The 21,751-nt window shown below is 61.8% G+C and carries 19 protein-coding genes; 15 read left to right on the top strand and 4 right to left on the bottom strand.

The window, feature by feature from the left end:
- Positions 1–113 precede the first annotated feature (113 nt).
- The 11 genes from nrdR (at position 114) to ASD95_RS27745 (ending at position 8,172) form a co-directional block, all read left to right on the top strand.
- Positions 114–578: a transcriptional regulator NrdR gene (nrdR, locus tag ASD95_RS27795; RefSeq protein WP_003228656.1), complete on the top strand. Its 465-nt coding sequence runs from the start codon at positions 114–116 to the stop codon at positions 576–578.
- The gene (ribD, locus tag ASD95_RS27790) at positions 575–1,708 is read left to right on the top strand and encodes a bifunctional diaminohydroxyphosphoribosylaminopyrimidine deaminase/5-amino-6-(5-phosphoribosylamino)uracil reductase RibD (RefSeq protein ID WP_056728932.1); all 1,134 of its coding nucleotides are present in this window, start codon (positions 575–577) and stop codon (positions 1,706–1,708) included. Before nrdR ends, ribD begins: the two co-directional genes overlap by 4 nt.
- A gap of 47 nt (positions 1,709–1,755) precedes the next feature.
- A complete protein-coding gene (locus tag ASD95_RS27785) occupies positions 1,756–2,421 on the top strand; it encodes a riboflavin synthase (protein ID WP_046815884.1) in 666 nt (221 codons plus the stop codon).
- Positions 2,422–2,451: 30 nt separating this feature from the next.
- The gene (gene ribBA, locus ASD95_RS27780; RefSeq protein WP_007984459.1) at positions 2,452–3,543 is read left to right on the top strand and encodes a bifunctional 3,4-dihydroxy-2-butanone-4-phosphate synthase/GTP cyclohydrolase II; all 1,092 of its coding nucleotides are present in this window, start codon (positions 2,452–2,454) and stop codon (positions 3,541–3,543) included.
- Between the two features lie 91 nt (positions 3,544–3,634).
- Entirely contained in the window at positions 3,635–4,111 is a 477-nt protein-coding gene (ribH, locus tag ASD95_RS27775) for a 6,7-dimethyl-8-ribityllumazine synthase (protein WP_003228649.1), read from the top strand.
- Positions 4,108–4,608, top strand: coding sequence for a transcription antitermination factor NusB (gene nusB, locus ASD95_RS27770; RefSeq protein ID WP_056728930.1), 501 nt, complete (start codon positions 4,108–4,110; stop codon positions 4,606–4,608). The genes ribH and nusB overlap by 4 nt, the downstream gene beginning before the upstream one ends.
- A 28-nt stretch (positions 4,609–4,636) precedes the next feature.
- Positions 4,637–5,602 carry a thiamine-phosphate kinase gene (thiL, locus tag ASD95_RS27765; protein ID WP_056728928.1) on the top strand — a complete coding sequence of 322 codons (966 nt, stop codon included), beginning with the start codon at positions 4,637–4,639 and terminating at the stop codon, positions 5,600–5,602.
- Positions 5,599–6,102 (top strand): phosphatidylglycerophosphatase A family protein, encoded by a 504-nt coding sequence (locus ASD95_RS27760; protein ID WP_007970166.1) that lies wholly within the window; start codon positions 5,599–5,601, stop codon positions 6,100–6,102. The genes thiL and ASD95_RS27760 overlap by 4 nt, the downstream gene beginning before the upstream one ends.
- A 236-nt stretch (positions 6,103–6,338) precedes the next feature.
- Positions 6,339–6,956: a GTP cyclohydrolase II gene (gene ribA, locus ASD95_RS27755; RefSeq protein ID WP_056728926.1), complete on the top strand. Its 618-nt coding sequence runs from the start codon at positions 6,339–6,341 to the stop codon at positions 6,954–6,956.
- The gene (locus tag ASD95_RS27750; protein WP_056728924.1) at positions 6,953–7,372 is read left to right on the top strand and encodes a hypothetical protein; all 420 of its coding nucleotides are present in this window, start codon (positions 6,953–6,955) and stop codon (positions 7,370–7,372) included. The genes ribA and ASD95_RS27750 overlap by 4 nt, the downstream gene beginning before the upstream one ends.
- Positions 7,372–8,172 (top strand): cobalamin-binding protein, encoded by an 801-nt coding sequence (locus tag ASD95_RS27745; RefSeq protein WP_056728923.1) that lies wholly within the window; start codon positions 7,372–7,374, stop codon positions 8,170–8,172. Before ASD95_RS27750 ends, ASD95_RS27745 begins: the two co-directional genes overlap by 1 nt.
- A gap of 149 nt (positions 8,173–8,321) precedes the next feature.
- Here the strand turns inward: ASD95_RS27745 and ASD95_RS27740 are convergent, their stop codons facing one another.
- The 4 genes from ASD95_RS27740 to ASD95_RS27725 all read right to left on the bottom strand — a co-directional run bounded on the left by ASD95_RS27740 (position 8,322) and on the right by ASD95_RS27725 (position 13,473).
- Positions 8,322–10,205: a TonB-dependent receptor domain-containing protein gene (locus ASD95_RS27740; protein ID WP_056728921.1), complete on the bottom strand. Its 1,884-nt coding sequence runs from the start codon at positions 10,203–10,205 to the stop codon at positions 8,322–8,324.
- Positions 10,206–10,356: 151 nt separating this feature from the next.
- Positions 10,357–12,255 (bottom strand): 1-deoxy-D-xylulose-5-phosphate synthase, encoded by a 1,899-nt coding sequence (dxs, locus tag ASD95_RS27735; RefSeq protein ID WP_056728919.1) that lies wholly within the window; start codon positions 12,253–12,255, stop codon positions 10,357–10,359.
- 91 nt (positions 12,256–12,346) lie between these two features.
- A complete protein-coding gene (locus ASD95_RS27730) occupies positions 12,347–13,234 on the bottom strand; it encodes a polyprenyl synthetase family protein (RefSeq protein WP_056728917.1) in 888 nt (295 codons plus the stop codon).
- On the bottom strand, positions 13,231–13,473 hold the full coding sequence (locus tag ASD95_RS27725) for an exodeoxyribonuclease VII small subunit (RefSeq protein ID WP_056728915.1): 243 nt from the start codon (positions 13,471–13,473) through the stop codon (positions 13,231–13,233). Before ASD95_RS27725 ends, ASD95_RS27730 begins: the two co-directional genes overlap by 4 nt.
- Positions 13,474–13,970: 497 nt before the next feature.
- Between ASD95_RS27725 and ASD95_RS27720 the strand changes: the two genes are divergently transcribed.
- From ASD95_RS27720 to ASD95_RS27705, 4 genes are read left to right on the top strand one after another with little or no spacing between them, the layout of a single operon-like run.
- Positions 13,971–14,762: a YfaP family protein gene (locus tag ASD95_RS27720; protein WP_056728913.1), complete on the top strand. Its 792-nt coding sequence runs from the start codon at positions 13,971–13,973 to the stop codon at positions 14,760–14,762.
- A 39-nt stretch (positions 14,763–14,801) separates the two neighbouring features.
- Positions 14,802–16,514, top strand: coding sequence for a DUF2138 domain-containing protein (locus tag ASD95_RS27715; protein WP_056728911.1), 1,713 nt, complete (start codon positions 14,802–14,804; stop codon positions 16,512–16,514).
- Entirely contained in the window at positions 16,484–17,149 is a 666-nt protein-coding gene (locus ASD95_RS27710) for a DUF1175 domain-containing protein (RefSeq protein ID WP_056728909.1), read from the top strand. Before ASD95_RS27715 ends, ASD95_RS27710 begins: the two co-directional genes overlap by 31 nt.
- On the top strand, positions 17,146–21,705 hold the full coding sequence (locus ASD95_RS27705) for an alpha-2-macroglobulin family protein (RefSeq protein ID WP_082563041.1): 4,560 nt from the start codon (positions 17,146–17,148) through the stop codon (positions 21,703–21,705). Before ASD95_RS27710 ends, ASD95_RS27705 begins: the two co-directional genes overlap by 4 nt.
- The last annotated feature ends 46 nt before the right edge of the window (positions 21,706–21,751 follow it).

The following is a 21,751-nucleotide window of genomic DNA, read 5'->3' as shown; positions in this document are numbered from 1 at the left end:
AGCTGAATTCCATGGATCAAGTGATCATCCCGTCTGTATACCGCAAACCCTATGGCTTGTCTTGCCACCGGGATGCGCTACCATGGCCCTCCCTTTTTTTGTTGCCTGCCACCATGCACTGTCCCTTCTGCGGTGCCAACGACACCAAGGTCATCGACTCGCGTCTGGTCGCCGAGGGCGAACAGGTGCGCCGCCGGCGTGAATGCCTGGCCTGCGGCGAGCGTTTCACGACGTTCGAGACGGCTGAACTGGTGTTGCCGCGCCTGATCAAAACCGACGGCAGTCGCCAGCCGTTCGACGAAGAAAAACTCCGCGCCGGCATGCAGCGCGCGCTGGAGAAGCGCCCGGTGAGTGTCGAGCGCCTCGAGTCGTCGCTGGTGCACATCAAACACAAACTGCGCGCCACGGGCGAGCGCGAGGTCAAATCCCTCGTGGTCGGCGAACTGGTGATGGCCGAGCTGCAGAAGCTCGACGAAGTCGCCTATATCCGCTTCGCTTCGGTATATCGTCGCTTCCAGGATCTCAATGAGTTCCGCGAAGAGATCGATCGCCTGGCCCGTGAACCGGTGAAAGAATGACCATACCCGCAGAACAAGCCATCCTCGACGCCCATTTCATGGCTCGTGCCCTGGAACTGGCGCGCAAGGGACATTACACGACGCACCCCAATCCGCGTGTCGGTTGCGTGATCGTGCAGGGCGGGCAGATTGTCGGCGAAGGCTGGCACGAGCGCGCCGGCGAGCCCCACGCTGAAGTCCACGCCTTGCGCGCGGCCGGTGAGCAAGCTCGTGGCGCCACCGCATACGTGACGCTTGAGCCTTGCAGCCACCACGGCCGCACACCGCCTTGCGCCGATGCACTGGTCAATGCCGGTGTGGCTCGCGTGGTCGCAGCGATGCAGGACCCGAATCCGGAAGTCGCCGGTCGCGGTCTGCAACGCCTGGCCCAGACCGGTATCGCCACTGAAAGCGGTGTGCTGGAAGGCGAGGCGCGCAAGCTTAATCAAGGCTTTCTGAAACGCATGGAACACGGCTTGCCGTTCGTGCGGGTCAAGCTGGCCATGAGCCTGGACGGGCGCACGGCGATGGAAAGCGGCGAAAGCCAGTGGATCACCGGCCCGGCAGCGCGTTCGGCGGTACAACGGCTACGTGCCCAGGCGAGTGTGGTGCTGACTGGTGCCGATACAGTGCTGGCGGACAGTGCTCGTTTGACCGTGCGCGCCGATGAGTTGGGTCTGGATGCCGGGCAAACGGCACTGGCCATGAGCCGTCCACCGCTGCGGGTGCTGGTCGACGGGCGCCTGCGGGTGCCGCTGGATGCACCGTTCTTCAAGGCCGGGCCGGCGCTGGTCGCGACCTGCGTGGCAGTGGAAGAGCAATACGCCAACGGTCCGGAATGCCTGATCGTGCCGGGCTACGATGGCCAGGTCGATCTGCGCCAGCTGCTGGTTGAGCTCGCCGCCCGTGGTGCCAACGAGGTGCTGGTCGAGGCCGGCCCGCGTCTGGCGGGTGCCTTTGCCCAGCTCGGTCTGGTGGACGAGTTCCAGATTTTTATTGCCGGCAAGTTCCTGGGTTCCTCGGCGCGGCCGCTGCTGGACTGGCCGCTCGCGCAAATGAAGGATGCGCCCGAGCTTAAAATCATCGAAATTCGCGCGGTGGGCGATGACTGGCGAGTCATTGCCATTCCTACGCCAGCAGCGAGCGTATAATTTCCGGCCATCGCTATAGCGCTGGCTTTGTTCTCGAGGAGAACCTCATGTTTACCGGCATCATCGAATCCATCGGCAGTATTCGTGCATTGACCCCAAAGGGCGGTGATGTGCGGGTTCACGTCGAAACCGGCAAGCTCGACCTGAGCGACGTCAAACTGGGCGACAGCATCGCGGTCAACGGCGTGTGCCTGACGGCCGTGGAATTGCCGGGCAATGGCTTTGCGGCGGACGTCAGTCGCGAAACCCTCGACTGCACCGCCATGAACGACCTGAAAAGCGGCAGCCCGGTCAATCTGGAAAAAGCCCTGACCCCGACCACTCGCCTCGGCGGGCATCTGGTCAGCGGTCACGTCGACGGCGTGGGCGAAGTGGTTGCCCGTACCGAGAACGCGCGCGCCGTGGAATTCCGCATCCGCGCGCCGAAGGACCTGGCCAAATACATCGCCCATAAAGGCTCGATCACCGTCGACGGCACCAGCCTGACCGTGAACGCAGTCGATGGCGCCGAGTTCCTGCTGACCATTATTCCCCACACCCTGAGCGAAACCATCATGGCGTCGTATCAGCCAGGCCGCCGGGTGAACCTGGAGGTGGACTTGCTGGCCCGTTACCTGGAGCGCCTGCTTCTGGGCGACAAGGCCGCAGAGCCGACTGCCGGCAGCACCATTACCGAAAGCTTTCTGGCCCAAAACGGCTACCTCAAATCCTGAGCTCTAATTTCGAAAGAAGGGGGGTGCCTTGTGGCGCTCAATAGCATCGAAGAACTGGTTGAAGACATCCGCCAAGGCAAGATGGTCATCCTCATGGATGACGAAGACCGCGAGAACGAAGGCGACCTGATCATGGCCGCCGAGTGCTGCAAGCCCGAGCACATCAACTTCATGGCCAAGCATGCCCGTGGCCTGATCTGCATGCCGATGAGCCGCGAGCGTTGCGAACTGCTCAAGCTGCCATTGATGGCGCCGCGCAACGGTTCCGGTTTCGGCACCAAGTTCACCGTATCGATCGAAGCGGCCACCGGCGTGACCACCGGCATCTCGGCCGCCGACCGTGCGCGCACCGTGCAGGCTGCCGCTGCCCGTGATGCCAAGGCTGAAGACATCGTCAGCCCGGGCCACATCTTCCCGCTGATGGCTCAGGCCGGCGGTACCCTGGCCCGTGCCGGCCACACCGAAGCGGCGTGCGACCTGGCGCGCATGGCCGGTTTCGAGCCGAGCGGCGTGATCTGCGAAGTGATGAACGACGACGGCACCATGTCCCGTCGCGCCGAGCTGGAAGCTTTTGCCGCTGAACACGACATCAAGATCGGCACCATCGCCGACCTGATTCACTACCGGATGATCCACGAACGTACCGTTCAGCGGATTGCCGAGCAGCCACTGGACAGCGAACTGGGCCAATTCAACCTGGTGACCTATCGTGATTCGGTGGAAGGCGACGTGCACATGGCGCTGACCCTGGGCAATGTATGTGCCGAAGAACCAACCCTGGTTCGCGTGCACAACATGGACCCGCTGCGTGACCTGCTGATGGTCAAGCAACCCGGCCGCTGGAGCCTGCGCGCCGCCATGGCCACGGTTGCCGAGGCTGGCAGCGGCGTGGTGCTGTTGCTCGGTCACCCGCTCGATGGCGACGTGTTGCTCGCGCATATCCGCGAAACCGCCGATCACGCAGCGGTGAAAAAACCGACCACCTACAGCACTGTCGGTGCCGGTTCGCAGATCCTGCGTGACCTTGGCGTACGCAAAATGCGCCTGATGTCGGCACCCATGAAATTTAATGCGATATCCGGTTTCGATCTGGAAGTTGTAGAATACGTGCCCTCCGAATAATGACCGGTTGTTTCCGGCCTTGAATTCGCGGTTCAAATATCACCGAGGGACGCGTACGAGACGCGTCCCGGCTCTTTAAGAGATCTATCGAATGACCCTGAAGACCATCGAAGGTACCTTCATCGCCCCTAAAGGCCGCTACGCTCTGGTAGTGGGCCGTTTCAACAGCTTCGTCGTTGAAAGCCTGGTCAGCGGTGCAGTTGATGCCCTGGTTCGCCACGGCGTGAGCGAAAGCGACATCACCATCATCCGCGCACCTGGCGCCTTCGAAATCCCGCTGGTTGCGCAGAAAGTCGCCCAGAAAGGCGAATTCGCGGCAATCATCGCCCTGGGCGCGGTCATTCGTGGCGGCACCCCGCACTTCGAATACGTGGCTGGCGAGTGCACCAAGGGCCTGGCCCAGGTGTCCATGGAGTTCGGCGTACCGGTCGCTTTCGGCGTCCTGACCGTTGATTCCATCGAGCAAGCCATCGAACGTTCCGGCACCAAGGCCGGCAACAAAGGTGCTGAAGCTGCCCTGTCCGCTCTGGAAATGGTCAGCCTGCTGGCGCAGTTGGAGGCCAAGTGATTAGCGACGAAAGCGATCGTTTCAACCCGCGCGATCCAAAGCCTGCGGATGCCGGCAAGCCATCGAAAAGCGTCAAGCGTCGCGAAGCCCGTCAGCTCGCGACTCAGGCGCTGTACCAATGGCACATGGCCAAGCAGTCGCTGAACGAGATCGAAGCGCAGTTCCGGGTCGATAACGATTTCAGTGATGTCGACGGCGCGTACTTCCGCGAAATCCTGCACGGGGTTCCGCAATTCAAGACCGAAATCGACACCGCGCTCACGCCTTGCCTGGACTTGACCATCGATGAGCTGGACCCGGTTGAACTGGCGGTTCTGCGTCTGTCCACTTGGGAGCTGCTCAAGCGCGTCGACGTGCCGTACCGCGTTGTGATCAACGAGGGTATCGAACTGGCCAAGGTCTTCGGTTCCACCGACGGCCACAAGTTCGTCAACGGTGTGCTCGACAAGCTGGCCCCGCGTCTGCGTGAAGCTGAAGTGAAGGCGTTCAAGCGCTGATCGGCGCTTGGAATGTCGACACGAAGCCATGGGCGAGTTTGAGCTGATCCGCAATTTCTTCGCCGCCGCGCCTTGTGCGCAGGGCGGCGAAGGCGTTGCCCTCGGGATCGGCGATGACTGCGCCTTGCTGGCTGTTCCCTCCGGGGAGCAGATGGCGATCTCTACCGATACGTTGGTGGCCGGTGTGCATTTCGCCGATCCCTGCGATCCGTTTCTGCTCGGTCAGCGCTCGCTGGCCGTGGCCGTCAGCGACCTGGCCGCCATGGGCGCCACCCCGATTGCCTTTACCCTTGCCCTGACTTTGCCGACGGTGACCGCCGATTGGCTGCAAGCCTATGCCCGTGGTTTGAACCAGATGGCGCAAAGCTGCGGCGTGGCGCTGGTGGGGGGCGACACGACCCGCGGGCCGCTGAGCCTGACCATGACCGTGTTCGGACGCGTGCCGGCCGGCCTGGCGCTGACCCGCAGTGGAGCGCAACCGGGCGACCTGCTGTGTGTCGGCGGCAACCTGGGCAATGCCGCCGGTGCCTTGCCCTTGGTGCTCGGCCAGCGCACAGCCGAAGCACGCATTGCCGAGCCATTGCTGGCGCATTACTGGTCGCCGCAACCGCAGCTCGGTTTGGGTCAGGCGCTACGGGGCAAGGCCACTTCGGCAATGGATATCTCCGACGGCCTGCTCGCGGATTGCGGGCATATCGCGCTGGCGTCGAAGGTCGGAATCGAAGTCGAGCGGGATCGATTGCCGCTGTCGCAGAGTCTGGTCGACTTTCTCGGTCAGTCGGACGCACAGGCTGCAGCCCTGAGCGGCGGCGACGATTACGTCCTGGCCTTCACCTTGCCGCCCGTCGAATTGCCGCTATTACTGGCCGGTGGCTGGCCGATCCATGTAATTGGCCAGGTTGTGACAGGGCAGGGCGTGAGGCTGCTGGACGCCGATGGCAAAGACATCACCCCGCAATCCCGGGGTTATCAACATTTTCGGGAGTCACCGTGACAGATCATCCCAAACAGGTCCCGGCGGAGTTCGTACCGCCGTCGGTCTGGCGCAATCCATGGCATTTCCTGGCGTTCGGCTTTGGCTCGGGCACCTTGCCAAAGGCGCCCGGCACTTGGGGGTCGTTGGTTGCGCTGCCCTTTATCCCGTTGTGGCAGATGCTGCCCGACTGGGGTTACTGGCTGATGCTGGGCATCACCATGCTGTTCGGCTTCTGGCTGTGCGGCAAAGTGGCCGACGATTTGCGGGTACACGACCATGAAGGCATCGTCTGGGACGAAATGGTCGGGATGTGGATCACCCTGTGGCTGGTGCCGGAAGGCTGGCAGTGGTTGCTGGCGGGTTTCCTGATGTTCCGCTTCTTCGACATCCTCAAGCCATGGCCGATTCGCTGGATTGACCGGCACGTACATGGCGGCGTCGGCATCATGCTCGATGATGTCCTGGCCGGGGTGTTCGCCTGGTTGGCGATGCAGGGACTGGTGTGGTTTTTCGCCTGACCGGGGATTCCAGGCGTTGATCATGAGAGCTGTTGATTCGAACTGACACGGTTCTTAAGGTAGATGATGTATCCATTGTGGGATCGCCGCACCGCCGCTCCCACATTGATTGTGGTGCGGTGTATATCAAACATTTTGATAGTTATCGCCGATAATTCAGCCTAAGCGTCCTCCGGAACCTGCTGTTACAATGCCGGCTCTGCGAATCTTCAGACTTTTAGATCAGGAGCACACCGGTGCCTGTCGTTTTTGTCGCCGCTTCCAAGCTGCCAACGCCTTTTGCGCAATTCACCATGCATGGCTTTCTCGATGAAGCCACCGGCCGCGAGCACGTTGTGCTGAGCCTGGGTGAGATTGCCGACGGTGCCCCGGTACTCGGCCGGTTGCACTCCGAATGCCTGACGGGCGATGCCTTGTTCAGCCAGCGCTGCGACTGCGGGTCGCAACTGGAGGCCGCCTTGCAGGCCATCGCCCGCGAAGGTCGTGGCGTCTTGCTCTACCTGCGCCAGGAAGGCCGGGGCATTGGCCTGCTCAACAAGATCCGAGCCTATGAGTTGCAGGACGGTGGCGCCGATACCGTCGAAGCCAACGAACGCCTGGGCTTTGCCGCCGACCAGCGTGACTACGCCATGTGCCTGCCGATGCTGGAGCACCTGGGCGTGAAGTCCTTGCGCCTGATGACCAACAACCCGCGCAAGGTCAAGGCCTTGACCGACATGGGTATCGTGGTCGCCGAGCGCGTGCCGCTGCACACCGGCCACAATCCGCATAACCGACTCTACCTGGCGACCAAGGCCAGCAAGCTCGACCACATGATGGGCAATGAGCATCAGGGCGAGGTAGATCGGGCGTGACCCGCGGTCAGGTGCGGCGGCGATTGTCCTTCAACTGGTGGCAATACCTGGCGCTGGCCTTGTTGCCGCTGTTTGTGATCAACGCGGTATTCGGTCAGAGCGAAGCGATTCTGCCGGTGCTGGCGATGCCGTTGTTCATCGCCGGAGTCGCCTCGATGTTTGTCAGCCTGAAATTTTTCGGTGCCTACAAACACGCGCTTATCGCCACCCAGAAAGCCCTCGATACCCCTGAAGAACCTGGCGCCTGGATCAGTCTGGCGGCCAAGCGGCGCACGGCATTCCTGGCCGCCGGGCTGCCGGCCTGGATCGGTGCCCTGGCGGTGTTCGTCGGTCTCGAAGCCGTGCCGCTGATGCTGCTGGCCCTGTCGACCGCCGTGCTGTTCTACCTTTACCGTATTCCGCGTCAACTCGGTTGATGCGCGCGCTCTGGCTGGCGGTGTTGCTGCTGGCCGCCAGCGGCTCGGCATTCGCGGTCGAACGGGTTGTCAGCCTCGCTCCGTCGCTCTCTGAAATCGTCGTTGAACTGGGTTCCGCCGACCTCCTGGTAGGGGTGCTGGACGCCGGTGAACGACCTGCCGAACTCAAGAACCTGCCCTCCGTTGGTCGCTATGGCCAGTTGGACATGGAGCGCCTGCTCAGCCTGAAACCCGATCTGTTGCTGCTATGGCCCGGTAGCGTCGGCCCGGCCCAGCGTGACCAGCTCAAGCGACTGAATATGCCCACCTACGTCGCCGAACCCCACAGCCTGAACCAGCTCGCCGCACAGATCGAGGCCATTGCCGCTCAGCTCGGTCGGCCTGAGCGCGGAACTTCATTGGCCGGCGATTTACGCCAGCGGCTGTATGAATTGCGTCAGCGCTATCGCCGGGACAAGCCGTTGCGAGTGTTCTATCAGGTCTGGGATCGGCCGCTGTATACGGTTGGCGGCGAGCAGATCATCAGCGATGCGCTGGAGGTCTGCGGTGCGCAAAACGTATTTGATGACCTGAAGCTGCCGGCACCGCAAGTCAGCGTGGAAGCCGTGTTGCAGCGCAATCCCGAGGTAATCCTGGCCAGCGATCAGGCGCAGCTCGATGCGTGGAAAGCCTGGCCGCAGGTGGCGGCCGTGGCACAAGGGCAATTGCGACTGGTGACGGACAAGGGCCTGGAGCGGCCGAGCGGGCAGATGATTGAGGCAACTGCAAAACTGTGCCAGTTGATCGCGCCGAATTTGTAACTGTGGCGAGGGAGCTTGCTCCCGCTGGGCTGCGAAGCAGCCCTAAAAACCAACACTGCAATTTGTCTGATTGCCCTGTCAGCTTTGATTGCGACTGCTGCGCAGTCGAGCGGGAGCAAGCTCCCTCGCCACAATGATTTGCGTCAGCCTCAGATCTCCGGCGTCCAGGTTACCCCGAACATCCACGCCCGACCTTCCTCGCGATACCCGTACTGGCTCCCTTGGAAGCTGTACAGCGCCCGGCTGTAACCCTTGTCCAGCAGGTTGTCGACCTTCAGCTCCAGCCGGACTTCACGATTGAGCTCCCAACTGCTGCGTAGTCCCAACAAGGCATAACCGCCCAATGGCTGTTGATTGTTCAGGTCGTCATAGCTGCTGCTGACCGCTTGCCAACTGGCGCCAAGGCCCAGGCGATCGAACTGACGGTCCAGATCCCAACTCAAGGTGCGGCGCGCGCGACGGGCCAGGGTGTGACCCGTGTCACGATCTCGTGGGTCGATAATCGCCACGCCAAGGTTGCTCTGCCAGCCGAACAGTTCCTGTTTCAGCGCTGCTTCGAAGCCGTTGATCCGTGCCGAGGCAACGTTCTCGGGGCGCGAGTTGCTGCCGAAAATGATCGCGTCTTCAAGGTCGGTGCGATACAGCGACGTCTCCAGGCGACTGTCCTCGGTCAATTGGCTACGCCATTGCAGCTCATAGCTTTTCGAGGTTTCAGGCTTCAGGTCGGGGTTGCTGAAGTCAGGGTAATACAGGTCGTTGAAGGTCGGCGCGCGGAAGCCTTCGCTGTAGGTCAGCAGCACTTCGTTGTCCGGGTTCAGCGGCAGGGTGAAGGTGCCGCTCCAGGTGTTCTGGCTGCCGAACTGCTGGTTATCGTCGTGGCGCAGGCCCAACTCCGTGGAAAAACTGTCAGCCTGATAGCGATGCTGGATAAATGCGGCGCGGTTCCAGCGGCTGTCTTCGTCGAATGCCGTGGTGCTATTGATCCGGTCTTCGTACCAGTCGCCGCCGAGCATCAGGCTGTTGCGCTCATTGAGCGTCAGGTCGTTTTGCCAGGTCACCGAGTCGCGATAGGTGTTGAACACGGTGCGCTCATCGCTGAGCTTGTCGAGGGTCTTCTCGCGGTTTTCACTGTGGCCGACATCAACGCGGGTTTTCCAGAGATCGTTGATCCGTGCATCGACATAGCTGCTGACGCTGCTCACGTCGAAGTCGCTGTAGGGCTGTTGCTGGACCGATTCGAACGTATTCATGTCGAAGCGACCGAACGGGTTGTCGAACTCGCTCTTGCCACGGTTATCCAGCAGGTTGGCGCCGACTTCGATGTCTTGCGTCAGGGCGTGACTCAGGCTCAGGCTGAGCGACTTGTTGCGATATTCGTCATGGTCGCCATCACTGGGATACGACTCATGGGTGCGATTGATGCCGGCGGTTTCGTCGAGGCTGGCGCCGAGGTTGAAGCGGGTTTGCTCATCACCGCCGGATAAACCGAGACTGCGCTCCCAGGTCTGGTTGCTGCCAAATCCCATGTGCAATCGAGGTTGCAGGCCTTGCTCGCCACCACGGCGGGTGAAGATCTGGATCACCCCGCCAATCGTATCGCTGCCATAAATCACCGAGCGGGAGCCGCGCAGCACTTCCACGCGCTCGACCTGCTCGATATTGATGTGTTGCAGGTTGCTGTCGCCGGAGGTCGAACTGCCGATGCGCTGGCCATCCACCAACACCAGGCTCTGGGCCGACTGGGTGCCACGGATGTAGACACCCGGAATGCTGCCGCGCCCGCCGGACTGCGAGACTTGCACGCCCGGCACCCGACGCAACAGGTCAGTGACGCTATAGGGTTGCAGGCGATCGATGTCTTCGCGGGTGAATACGGTGTTGGCGGCGCTGCTGTCGTTGCGCGCTTCGACCTGGCGGTTGGCGCTGATCAACACGTCGGGCAGCTTCAGGGCCTGGTCGCGTTCGAAGGCGTCGGCCAGCAATTGACCGGCCGGCAGCAGGGTCAGCGTCAGGGCGAAGGGAGAGAGTTTCATGGAGTATCCGAGATTTCAGATGCGACGCAACTCTCCGTAGGAGCTGCCGAAGGCTGCGATCTTTTGATTTTGATTTTTTCAGATATGGAGTTGTCGAGGGCCAGGATCAAAAGATCGCAGCCTTCGGCAGCTCCTACACAGGGTTTTGCGTTTAGAGGTTGAGCAGTTGCAGGCGTTCGCGAATGGACGCTTCGATTCCCGCCTCGTCCAAGCCACACTCGGCCAGCATTTGCGCCGGCTTGGCGTGCTCGACGTAAATATCCGGCAAGCCCAGGTGCAGCATCGACTTGAGGATGTTTTCGCGGGCGAGGAATTCGCTGACCGCGCCACCGGCGCCGCCCATGATCGCGTTTTCTTCGACGGTCACCAGCAAGTCGTGGCTGCCGGCGATTTCGCGAACCAGCGCTTCATCCAGCGGTTTGACGAAACGCATGTCGACCACGGTCGCGTCCAGCGTCTCGGCGACTTTCAGGGCTTCGGCCAGTTGCACGCCGAACACCAGCAGGGCGACTTTGCTGCCCTGTCGGCGAATCACACCCTTGCCGATCTCGATCGGTTCGAGGTCTTTCTCGATGGTCGCGTTCGGGCCGTTACCCCGTGGATAACGCACCGCCGCCGGACCTTCGTACAGGTGGCCGGTAGTGAGCATCTTGCGCAGCTCGTTTTCATCGCTCGGGGTCATCACCAGCATGCCGGGGATGCAGCGCAGGAACGACAAATCGAAGCTGCCGGCGTGGGTCGGACCGTCTTCGCCCACCAGGCCTGCGCGGTCGATGGCGAACAGTACGTCGAGATTCTGCACCGCGACGTCATGCACCAACTGGTCGTAGCCGCGCTGCAGGAAGGTCGAATAGATGGCCACCACGGGTTTGGCGCCTTCGCAGGCCATGCCGGCCGCGAGGGTGACGGCGTGTTGCTCGGCAATGGCGACGTCGAAGTAGCGCAGCGGGAAGCGTTCGCTGAAAGCAACCAGGTCCGAGCCTTCCTTCATCGCCGGGGTAATCCCGACCAGACGCGGGTCGGCAGCCGCCATGTCGCACAGCCATTCGCCGAACACACCGGAGTACTTCGGCCCGCTGGCTTTTTTCGGCGCGGCGGCCGGGGCGTCCAGGGGTTCGAGCTTGGTGATGGCGTGGTAACCGATCGGGTCGACTTCCGCCGGGGCGAAGCCTTTGCCTTTCTTGGTGACGACGTGCAGGAACTGCGGGCCTTTCAGATCGCGCATGTTGCGCAGGGTGGCGATCAGGGTCGGCAGGTCGTGGCCATCAATCGGGCCAATGTAGTTCCAGCCCAGTTCTTCGAACAGCGTGCCGGGAACCAGCATGCCTTTGGCATATTCTTCGGTCCGGCGAGCGATTTCCCAGGCACCGGGCAGGCGCGACAGCACTTTCTTGCTGCCTTCGCGCATGCTCGCGTAGGTGCGGCTGGAAAGGATCTTCGCCAGGTAGTTCGACAAGCCACCGACGTTACGCGAGATCGACATGTCGTTGTCGTTGAGGATCACCAGCATGTTGGCGTCCACTTCCGGTGCATGGTTCAGCGCCTCGAACGCCATGCCCGCGGTCAACGCGCCGTCGCCGATCACCGCGATCGCCTTGCGCTCGCTGTTTTGCAGGCGGGCGGCAATCGCCATGCCCAGCGCGGCACTGATCGAGGTGCTGGAGTGACCGACGCCAAAGGTGTCGTACTCGCTCTCGGAGCGGCGCGGGAACGCAGCGACGCCGTCCTTCTGGCGCAGGGTGCCCATGCGCTCGCGACGACCGGTGAGGATCTTGTGTGGATAAGCCTGATGACCCACGTCCCACACCAGCCGGTCGTCCGGGGTGTCGAAGACGTAATGCAGCGCGATGGTCAGCTCGATCACGCCCAGGCCGGCACCGAAATGCCCACCGGTCTGGCCGACCGTGTAGAGCAATTCCAGGCGCAACTCATCGGCCAGGGTTTCCAGCTCGGCTTCGCCTAACCGGCGCAGGCCGTCCGGCGTGTTCGCGCGGTCGAGCAGGGGCGTGGTCGGGCGCTTGCGGGGAATCTCATGAAACGTCGTGGGCATCAGGCGAATCGTTATAGGTATAAAAGATGCGGCAGTTTACCTGATGCATCGCCCCCTGCCCACGCGTTGGGCTTTTTTGGCGCAATCGCCTTCAGCTGCGGCGATCGACGATATACCGGGCCAGATCACGCAAGGGTTCGGCCGCCGCGTCAAACGGTCGCAGCGCGTGCAGGGCCTGGTCGCGCAGCTCCAGGGCATAGGCCTTGGCGGCGTCGAGGCCGAGCAGGGCCGGGTAGGTCGGCTTGTCCCGGGCAATGTCGGCGCCCTGGCGTTTGCCGAGGGTTTCGGTATCGCTTTCGACGTCGAGAATGTCGTCCTGGACCTGGAATGCCAGGCCGATGGCCTGTGCATAAGTCTGCAGGGACTTGAGTTCGTCTTTTTCGGCACGGCCGCTGGCCAGGGCACCGAGCTTGACGCTGACCTCGATCAGCGCGCCGGTCTTGTGCCGGTGCATGTACTCCAGGGCTTTCTGGTCAAGCTTCAGTCCGACCGAGCCGAGGTCGATGGCCTGACCGCCGACCATGCCCGCCGGGCCTGCGGCCAGTGCCAGGGCGCTGACCATTTGCAGGTGGATTTCGGCATCCAACGCGCTCAGGCGCGGGTCGAGCAGGGCGCTGAAGGCCAGGCTCTGCAAGCCGTCGCCGGCGAGGATCGCGCAGGCTTCATCGAATTTCTTGTGGGTGGTGGGCTGGCCGCGACGCAGATCGTCATCGTCCATCGCCGGCAAATCGTCATGCACCAGCGAATAAGCATGGATCAGCTCCACGGCACAGGCTGCGCCGTTGGCTTGCTCGGGTTTGCCGCCCAACGCTTCGCAGGCGGCGTAGCTCAACAGTGGACGCACGCGTTTGCCGCCATTCATCACGCTGTAGCGCATGGCCTCGTACAGCCGCGCCAGCTCGGGGCTCGGGGCAGTGAACAGGGTTTCCAGAGCCGCATTGACGCGGGCCTGGCTGGTTGCCGAGTACGCTGCAATCATTCTGGCTGATCCGCTTCGAAGGGTTCCTCGGCCAGCTCGCCATCACGCTCGAGCAGCACCTGAACCTTTTGCTCGGCCTGGGCCAGCGCCGCCTGGCAATCGCGGGTCAGACCGATGCCTTGCTCGAAAGCGGCCAGCGAGTCCTCCAGCGACAATTCGCCATTCTCCAGACGCTCCACCAGCGTTTGCAGGTCGGCGAGGGACTGTTCGAAATCCAGTGCAGCTTTTTTGCGGGCCATGGCGGCGATTTCCGGTTGACGTTAAACCGGCGCGACACTAGCAGATAGGGGGTTCATGGGCAAATGAGCGGGGTGTTTGACACGCGAAAAGCGGAGCCCTGTGGCGAGGGAGCTTGCTCCCGTTGGGGCGCAAAGCGGCCCTAAATTCATCTGCCAAGTTTTTCAGGAATACTGAGGTCAATTGATTGGGCCTGCCTCGCAAGCCAGCGGGAGCAAGCTCCCTCGCCACAAAGTAAGTGGACCTCAAGTGTACTGAGGATTATTCGGCTCACTTTATGAGCCGAATAACATCGCTATTCGGCTCACCGTCCACCCATTACCGTGATTCCCACCGCAATTTCGCAGCCGTCCGATTGTTAAAAAACACCCGAATGGATAACCTTCGAGCCCTATACGACCTGGTAGTCACGGGTCTTTCAGACGAAACGCAGTATTCGCATCTGTAACGTGCCCAGGATCAGGCGCAAGGTTTCGTCATGCATGGCAGGAGGCGTCGCATGCGCTCATTTCTATTGCTGCTGATCGGGCTGGTTTTCGCCCCCGTGATTCTGGCCGCGCCGAATGCCGAGTTGGCGGAACCGGTGGGTGGTTGGCGTTACAACGGTCTGCTGGACCGCAGCGAAAACCCGCAAGTCGCCTATCCCACGCCGCCGATTGATCGGGGTGTGCAGCGCAATCGCACGATGATCGAAGGCCAACTGAAGGCCCTGGGCACCCAGCGCGGGCCGCACACCTTGGCGGTCAACGGCAATCCGCTGAATCTCTATACCGACGAGCAAGGGCGTTTCGCCCGGCCCTATGCATTTGGCGCCGGTTCCAACAGCGTCGAAGTGCGCAGCGCCGAAGGCCAGTCCCTCAAGCGTGTTCAATTCTATGAAGCCAACAACCTGCGCACCCCGGCGCGGATTCGCGTGGTGCTGGGTTGGGATGATCCGAAAGCCGAACTCGACCTGCATATTGTCACGCCCGATGGCCAGCATGCCTTCTGGGCACATTCGGCCTTGACCAATGGCGGCGGCCTCGACCCCGACGGCGTCGATGGCCCGGGTCCGGAAATGTTCACCATGACCGCGCCGCTGCGTGGCACCTATCTGGTTTACGTGAACTATTGGGGCAACTTCGGCAGCGGCGGCTATAACTTCGATGAGTCCGGCAACCAGAACGAGGTGATTACCTCGCAGATCAACCTGGTGCTCAACGAAAACACCGTCGATGAAAAACGCGAGACGTTCATCGTGCCCCTGCGCGCAATCGGCGACCTGCTGCTGGTCAAGACTTTCAACTACTAGGCATCCCCGCTCCACGGATGAACATCGGGTTTTGTGAACATGAGTGATAGCACTGTTACTCCGGCCGCAGGCGCACCAGCGGCCAAACCTTCTCTGCATTGGCCGACGCTGCTGATCGGGATATGCCTGGTCATTGGCGTGGCCGGTGGGCTGGGGTGGTTCATGCACAAGCCCAAGGCCCCGGCGCCTGTGTTGGCCAGTGACAAACTGGGCATGAGCCGCCCGGATGGCTTGCTGGAAACCCACTCCTTGAGCCAGTTACCCAAGGACTTGTTGGCAGTGCCGTTCCTCAAGGAAACCCTGACCGAAGATTTCGTCTTCTATTACGAAACCCACGCCGATCGCCTGGGGTTGATCGGCAGCTTGCGGCGGATCATCTACGAACATGACTTGAAACTGCAGGACACCTTGATCGAGCAACTGTTCGATCAACCGGCGGACGTAGCGTTGTGGCGCGGGGCGGATGGGCGGCTCAAGGATTTCCTGCTGGTGATGGATCGCGGCGGGCTGGCCAAGGTGCTGGAGCCGCTGGCCAAAGTGGCGCTGGACGACTCGCAGTTGAGCAAAGTCGCTGACGTGAAGGTCGGCACCGACGACGTGGGGCTCTATCAACTCGGTTACAACGCGAGCAAGGCGCTGCTGTTCGCGTCCCATGGCGACAAATTGGTGGTGCTGTCCAATCCGGCGAAACTCTACGATCCGCAAAGTGGCGCAACGGAAGAATCGGGCAGCGTGTCGACCACGGCCATTGCCGCGTTGCTCAATGGCGACAAACTGTTCCCCGAAGCCTTCGGCCTGCCGCCTCGTACGCCGGAGGTGAAACAACGCCTGTCGGTGAATGCCAGCGTGCTGGCCATGGGTTATCAGCGCTTCATTCCGAATTTCGCCGGTTTGCGTTTCGACATGGACGACAAGGGCTGGCACAGCTTCCTGGCCATGGATGAACTGGAGAATCAGCCGGACTTCGATTTCAAACCGATCTGGCAAGCCATGCCCATGGGCGCCAGCGCTTGCGTGGCGTTGCCGCTGGCTGCCGAACAACAGAAGCCGCTGCTGGTGAAACTCGGTGCCGAAGATAGCGTGGCACAAGCGTTGACCGAACACATGGCCGGCGCGGCGGGGCTCTGCTGGTACGCTGATTCGCGTCTGTACACGCCGTTGCTGGTGGCCAGTCTGAGCGACGAGGATAGCGGCACGCTCGATGGCAATCTGGGCAAGCTGTTCGGCTCGATGGTCGGCGCCTATGAAAGCAATGTCGCCGGGCACGCATTCCCGGTGGTGGAGAAACAGGAGGGGCAGAGCCATCAGTGGCAGCGGCAAGTCAGTTCCAGTTTCGGCCCGTACAAAGCCAAGGACGCCGAAAATCCGGAGGCGATCAGCGGCAAGGCGTTCATGCGTGTGAGCCTGGCCCGCCACGGTTCAACCTTGCTGTTTTCCCTCGATGACAAACTCGTCGACAAGGCTCTAGGCACCCTCGACAAACGCTTCCCGCCGATGGCCGACGTGGTGCCCAAGGACCTGCTGATGCCGGTCTATTTCGGCCCGGATTCCATGGCGCAACTGATGCAGCAGGAAACCCTCGACAGCCTGCCCCAGGACATGGAACCGGTGTTCTACAACGCCGCGCAAACCTACCTTATCCCGAAGCTGCGCAAGCTCGGCGGCTACGGCAAGTACGCCCTGACCTTGCCCGAAGGCAGTGAGCCCGACGGCCATTGGCAATGGCTGCCGCTGGAGTGGAAAGCCCTGTGACGGCATTGATCCGAAGTCTCGGCCTGCTGGCGTTGTTGTTGAGCGCGGGTGCCCACGCTGTCGAGGCACCATCGCTCGACCCGCAGCAATCCCAGGTGTTTCGCGCCTGGTTCGTGCGTATCGCCCAAGAGCAACTGAGCCAGGGCCCGAGCCCCCGTTGGTATCAGCAAGACTGCGCCGGACTGGTGCGCTTCGCTGCCAATGAAGCGCTGAAAGTCCATGACGACAAATGGCTGCGCAGCAATGGCCTGTCCAATCGTTACCTGCCGCCGGAACTGCAACTGAGCGACGCCCAGCGCAGCCTTGCCCAGCAATGGCAACAGGGCGGCGGCAAGGTCGGGCCATACGTCAATGCGATCAAGTTGATCCAGTTCAACAGCCATCTGGTCAGCCGCGATGTGTCTCAGGCACGCCCTGGCGACCTGATGTTTTTCGATCAGGGCGACGACCAGCACCTGATGATCTGGATGGGCCGCTACATCGCCTATCACACTGGCACCAGCACACCCACCGACAACGGCATGCGTTCGGCAAGCCTGCAGCAACTCATGACATGGAAGGACACCCGATGGATACCCGACGCAGCCAACCCCAACTTCATCGGCGTCTATCGACTGAATTTTCTTTCCCAATGACCGGTGCCCGCATGCTGCGTTTTCTGTCTCTGATGTTGGTATTGGTGCTGCCGTTCTCGGCGGGTTACGCCGACGATTCGGTCCCGGCCAGCGGCTATGCGCCGGTGGCCGGCGAGAGTTTTTTCCTGCTGACCGACAGCAGTTTTGCCAGCGATGAACCGGCGATGGTGCGTCTCGAAGCGCCGGGCCGCGACTATCGCCGGTTTCGCATGGAGCCCTACGGCGGCGCCGACATTCGGGTGTATCGCATCGACAGACCGCTGGATTTCCTCAAGCGTCAGAAGAACCTGCATCGAGTGGTCAGCGATGGCCAGTTCAAGGGTGAAGGCCTGTCCAACACCCTCGCTTACCTGTGGGATAACTGGTATCGCAAATCCCGTCGGGTGATGCAGCGGGCGTTTTCCTACGAGTCGCGTAAACAAGTCACCGAGGAAGTGCCGGAACTGAAGATGGGCAATGCGATGGCCGCGCCAACGCCCTACGATGCGCAGCCGCAATTCGCGCTGATACCGGGTTTGCCGGTGGTCAGCCAGTTCCGTTATCCGTTGTGGCAGGCCAAGCCGATCCAGCCACCTGCGGGGGTGAACCTGGCCGGTTCTTCCAGCGAGTTCGTCAGCGTCGCGCCGGGCAACGTGTACATCCCGTTGGGCAATCTCAAACCAGGTCTTTATCTGGTGGAAGCGCTGATCGGCAAGTACCGTGCGACCACCATGGTGTTCGTCTCCAACACCGTGGCGGTGAGCAAGATCGCCGGCGACGAATTGCTGGTGTGGGCCGCGCGCAAACACGAAGGCAGCTCGGTGCCAAGGGTCAATGTGCTGTGGACCGATGGCCTCGGCGTAATGAGCAGCGGCGCTACGGATATCGATGGCTTGCTGCGCTTGAAGCACGTCAGCCCCGAGCGTTCGTTCGTGATCGGCGAGGACGAAGAGGGCGGGGTGTTCGTCTCCGAGAACTTCTACTACGACAGCGAAATCTACGACACCAAACTCTATGCCTTCACCGACCGGCCGCTGTATCGGCCGGGGGATTGGGTGTCGCTGAAAATCGTTGGGCGTGAATTCAAGAACGCGCGGGATTCGGTGCAGCCAAGCGCGGCCGACGTCAATGTAACCGTGCTGGATGCGACCGGTACGGCACTGCAATCCCTCGATCTAAAGCTCGATTCCAAGGCTGGCAGCCAGGGCCGATTCCAGTTGCCGGACAACGCCGTGGCCGGTGGATATGAGCTGCGTTTCAACTACAAGGATCAGGCCTACAGCAGCGCCTTTCGCGTCGCTGAGTACATCAAGCCGCACTTCGAGATTTCACTCAACCTGGCCAAGCAGGATTACCGTACCGGCGAAGCGGTCAAGGGCAACCTGGTGCTGCTGTACCCGGATGGAAAACCGGTGGCCAATGCGAAATTGAGCCTGAGCCTGCGCGCCCAACAGCTGTCGATGGTCGACAACGAACTGCAATACCTCGGGCAATTTCCGGTGGAGCTGACCAGCACCGAATTGACCACCGACGCCAAGGGCAATGCGTCCCTCGACTTGCCGGCCGCCGAGAAGCCAAGTCGCTACATGCTCACGGTGTTTGCCAGCGACGGAGCGGCGTATCGGGTCAAGACCACCAAGGAAATCCTCATCGACCGTGGCGCGGCGAATTTCCGCGTGGGCGCGCCTCAACGCTTCAGCGCGGTGGGTGACAAGGTTGCGTTCAGCTACGCCCGCGAAGGCGAGCAGGTCGATGCCGTTACTCCGGGCAGCTATGGCTGGGTGCGTTTGGAAGACCAGAGCACCGGTGGAGGCAAACTCGCGGAAACCGACAAGGGGTTCATCCTGGTCTTTGACCGGCCGGGCACCTACAACCTGACGCTCAAGGATGATCATGGCCGGGTAGTCGGTGCCACCGGCCATTCGGTTACCGGCGAAGGTGTCAAAGCCGTACCCGGCACCGTGGAAATCGTCCTCGACAAGCCCGAGTACATCGCAGGCGATGAAGCGCTGGCGCTGATCACTTTCCCGGAACCGGTCAGCGATGCCTTGCTGTCGCTGGAGCGGGACAAGGTCGAAGCCACTGCGCTGCTGTCCAAGGGCGGCGACTGGCTGAAGATGGAAAAACTCAGCGATACTCAATATCGCGCGCGCATTCCGGTGAAGGACGGTTTCGCGCCGAACCTGACCTTCTCGGTGCTGTACACCAAGGGTGGCCAATACAGTTTCCAGAACGCCGGCATCAAGGTGGTCACGCCACAAATCGACGTGGCCATCACCACGGATAAGGAAACCTATCAGCCGGGTGAAACCGTCTCGGTGGACCTGACCACCCAGTTCGCCGGCAAAGCGATTCCCGCGCACCTGACGATCAGCGTGGTCGATGAAATGGTCTATGCCTTGCAACCGGAAGTCGCGCCGAGCATCGACCAGTTCTTCTATCACCCACGCCGCAACAACGTGCGCACCAGCGCCAGTTTGTCGTTCATCAGTTATGACGTCGCCTTGCCGGGCAGCCCCGGTGCACCGGGCAAGGCCAATCGCAGTGAGCGCGGCGTGAAGGTTCTGGAGCGACCGCGTCGCGAGGATGTCGACACGGCGGCGTGGCAACCTGAATTGCTGACCGATGCCAACGGCAAAACCCGCTTCACCTTTAAGATGCCCGACTCCCTGACCCGCTGGCGCATCACCGCCAGGGCCATCGCCGATGGCGGGCAGGTCGGGCAGAAGAAGCAATTCGTGCGCTCGGAAAAACCGCTGTACCTGAAGTGGAGCGGCCCGACCCGATTCCGCGCTGGCGACAAACCGGACCTTGGTGTGTTCGCCTTCAGTCAGGCCGAGAAACCGGTCAAGGCCGAACTGGTGACCCGTTACGCCGGCAACGAACAACGCGTGCCTGTGACCCTGAACAGCGGCATCAACTACATCCCGTTGCCAGAATTTGAACTGGCCAATGGCGAGTGGAGCGCCGAGCTGGTGCAGGATGGCAAAACCGCTGACGCCCTGGCGGTGCGCCTGAGCGCGACCGGTGAAGGCTGGCAGGTGACTCAAACCCAGAGCCTCGATGTGGCTGAGGGCGATACGCCGCTGACGTTGCCGACAGACGCCAGTGATATCCGCCTGCGTCTGGACGACAGTGCGCAAGCGTTGTTCCGTTCTGCCCTCGACGATCTGTTGAGCTACCCCTACGGTGGCGTCGAGCAGACCGCCAGCCGCCTGCTTCCGTTGAGCATCGCTTACCCGACGCTGGCGGCGAATCCGCAGATCCGTGATCGTCTGCGCCTGATCATGCAAAACAGTCGTTTGCGCCTGGTGCAAATGGCCGGCCCTTCGGCGAGCTTCACCTGGTGGGGCATGGACGGCGAGCCCGATGCCTTCCTCACCGCCTACGCCTATTACGCCGACTGGCACGCCAGCCAGGTGCTGGAACTGAGCCTGCCGCCGGAGCATTGGCAGCGGGTGCTGGAGGTCTACGCCAAGCAGGCGAAGAACACGCCGCTGTTGCAGCGGGCGCTGATCCTGTCGTTCGCCAAACAGATGCAGTTGCCGGTCAATACCTTGCTCAGTGGCTTGATGGACGACCTGGCGAAAGCGGGCGAGGGCACTGCCGCGAACCTGATGGAAGACGGCGAAGACAGCCTCGTCATGAGCGATCCGGATTCCGCCTTGGGGCTGGCGGGTGCACGAGTGCTGACGGCATCGCTGGCCAGGCAGGCGAAGGTCGCTTTGCCGGTCCCGTTCAATCGGCAACTGGCCGACGCGCAGCAGCGTCTGGCGGTCAGTTCCCAGCCGTTTGCCGAAGCGTTGAACCTGTCGCTGCAACCCTTCGATCAGGCTCGCGCCCAGGCCTTGCTGCAACGTTTGCTGCCACAGCAATCGACCCTGGAACGTGCATTGTCGCTCACCTGGCTGCAACGCGGCATCGAGCAGGCATCGCCCACCATTGCATTGGCGCCGGGTGAAGGCTGGAAGAAGCAGTACGGGGTTTCTGGTGAGATGTACTGGACGTGGCAGGGGCCTGCGCCAGTGCCGGCGGTATTGACGCTGACCGGCGCGCAAGAGCGTCCACTGCGCGCTGCATTGAGCTACCGCAGTCAGCAGCCGGCGGTCGATCCGATGGCCGTGACCATTACCCGTCGCCTGTCGCGACTGGTGCCGGGGGATGAGGCTTTCACCTTCAAACTCGAAGCGGTCGGCAGCGCGCCGCTGTCCAGCGACAGCCTCTATCTCGATGAAGTGATCATCACCAGCAAAGCCGCCAGACCGTTGCGCTATGGCCTGCTGGAAGTGCCGCTGCCACCGGGTGCCGATGTCGAGCGCACCACCTGGGGCATCAAGCTCATGGGCAAGGCCGGCACCGAACCGACATCGCTGGAGAAGGCGCGTTTCGAGCCGGGGCAAATGGCTTATGCCGTTCCGCTCGATGCCTTGAGTGGCGAATTGCGCCTGCGGCATTTGGTGCGTTTCTCGCAGAAGGGGCAGTTCAACTTGCCGCCGGTGCGTTTCACTCAGGTGTATGCGCCGCAGCATCAGGCGATGGAACAAAAGGCTGCCCTTGGCCAGGTCACGGTTCACTGACGTGCACAGGCGGCTGATCGCTTGGTTGCTGTGTTTGACTCCTGTG

It is taken from the genome of Pseudomonas sp. Root71 (assembly GCF_001429045.1).
Classification (GTDB): domain Bacteria; phylum Pseudomonadota; class Gammaproteobacteria; order Pseudomonadales; family Pseudomonadaceae; genus Aquipseudomonas; species Aquipseudomonas monachiensis.
Note: the sequence above shows the minus strand (reverse complement) of the source record. Positions and strands in the feature narration are given on the sequence as shown.

Excerpts from the sequence above, each read along its gene's own strand:
- ASD95_RS27725 (WP_056728915.1), bottom strand. The coding sequence starts at position 13,473 with ATGGCCCGCAAAAAAGCTGCACTGGATTTCGAACAGTCCCTCGCCGAC.
- ribD (WP_056728932.1), top strand. The coding sequence starts at position 575 with ATGACCATACCCGCAGAACAAGCCATCCTCGACGCCCATTTCATGGCT.
- ASD95_RS27705 (WP_082563041.1), top strand. The coding sequence starts at position 17,146 with ATGACCGGTGCCCGCATGCTGCGTTTTCTGTCTCTGATGTTGGTATTG.
- dxs (WP_056728919.1), bottom strand. The coding sequence starts at position 12,255 with ATGCCCACGACGTTTCATGAGATTCCCCGCAAGCGCCCGACCACGCCC.
- nrdR (WP_003228656.1), top strand. The coding sequence starts at position 114 with ATGCACTGTCCCTTCTGCGGTGCCAACGACACCAAGGTCATCGACTCG.
- ASD95_RS27730 (WP_056728917.1), bottom strand. The coding sequence starts at position 13,234 with ATGATTGCAGCGTACTCGGCAACCAGCCAGGCCCGCGTCAATGCGGCT.
- ASD95_RS27745 (WP_056728923.1), top strand. The coding sequence starts at position 7,372 with ATGCGCGCGCTCTGGCTGGCGGTGTTGCTGCTGGCCGCCAGCGGCTCG.
- thiL (WP_056728928.1), top strand. The coding sequence starts at position 4,637 with ATGGGCGAGTTTGAGCTGATCCGCAATTTCTTCGCCGCCGCGCCTTGT.
- ASD95_RS27740 (WP_056728921.1), bottom strand. The coding sequence starts at position 10,205 with ATGAAACTCTCTCCCTTCGCCCTGACGCTGACCCTGCTGCCGGCCGGT.
- ribH (WP_003228649.1), top strand. The coding sequence starts at position 3,635 with ATGACCCTGAAGACCATCGAAGGTACCTTCATCGCCCCTAAAGGCCGC.
- ASD95_RS27715 (WP_056728911.1), top strand. The coding sequence starts at position 14,802 with ATGAGTGATAGCACTGTTACTCCGGCCGCAGGCGCACCAGCGGCCAAA.
- ASD95_RS27720 (WP_056728913.1), top strand. The coding sequence starts at position 13,971 with ATGCGCTCATTTCTATTGCTGCTGATCGGGCTGGTTTTCGCCCCCGTG.
- ASD95_RS27710 (WP_056728909.1), top strand. The coding sequence starts at position 16,484 with ATGGCTGCCGCTGGAGTGGAAAGCCCTGTGACGGCATTGATCCGAAGT.
- ASD95_RS27785 (WP_046815884.1), top strand. The coding sequence starts at position 1,756 with ATGTTTACCGGCATCATCGAATCCATCGGCAGTATTCGTGCATTGACC.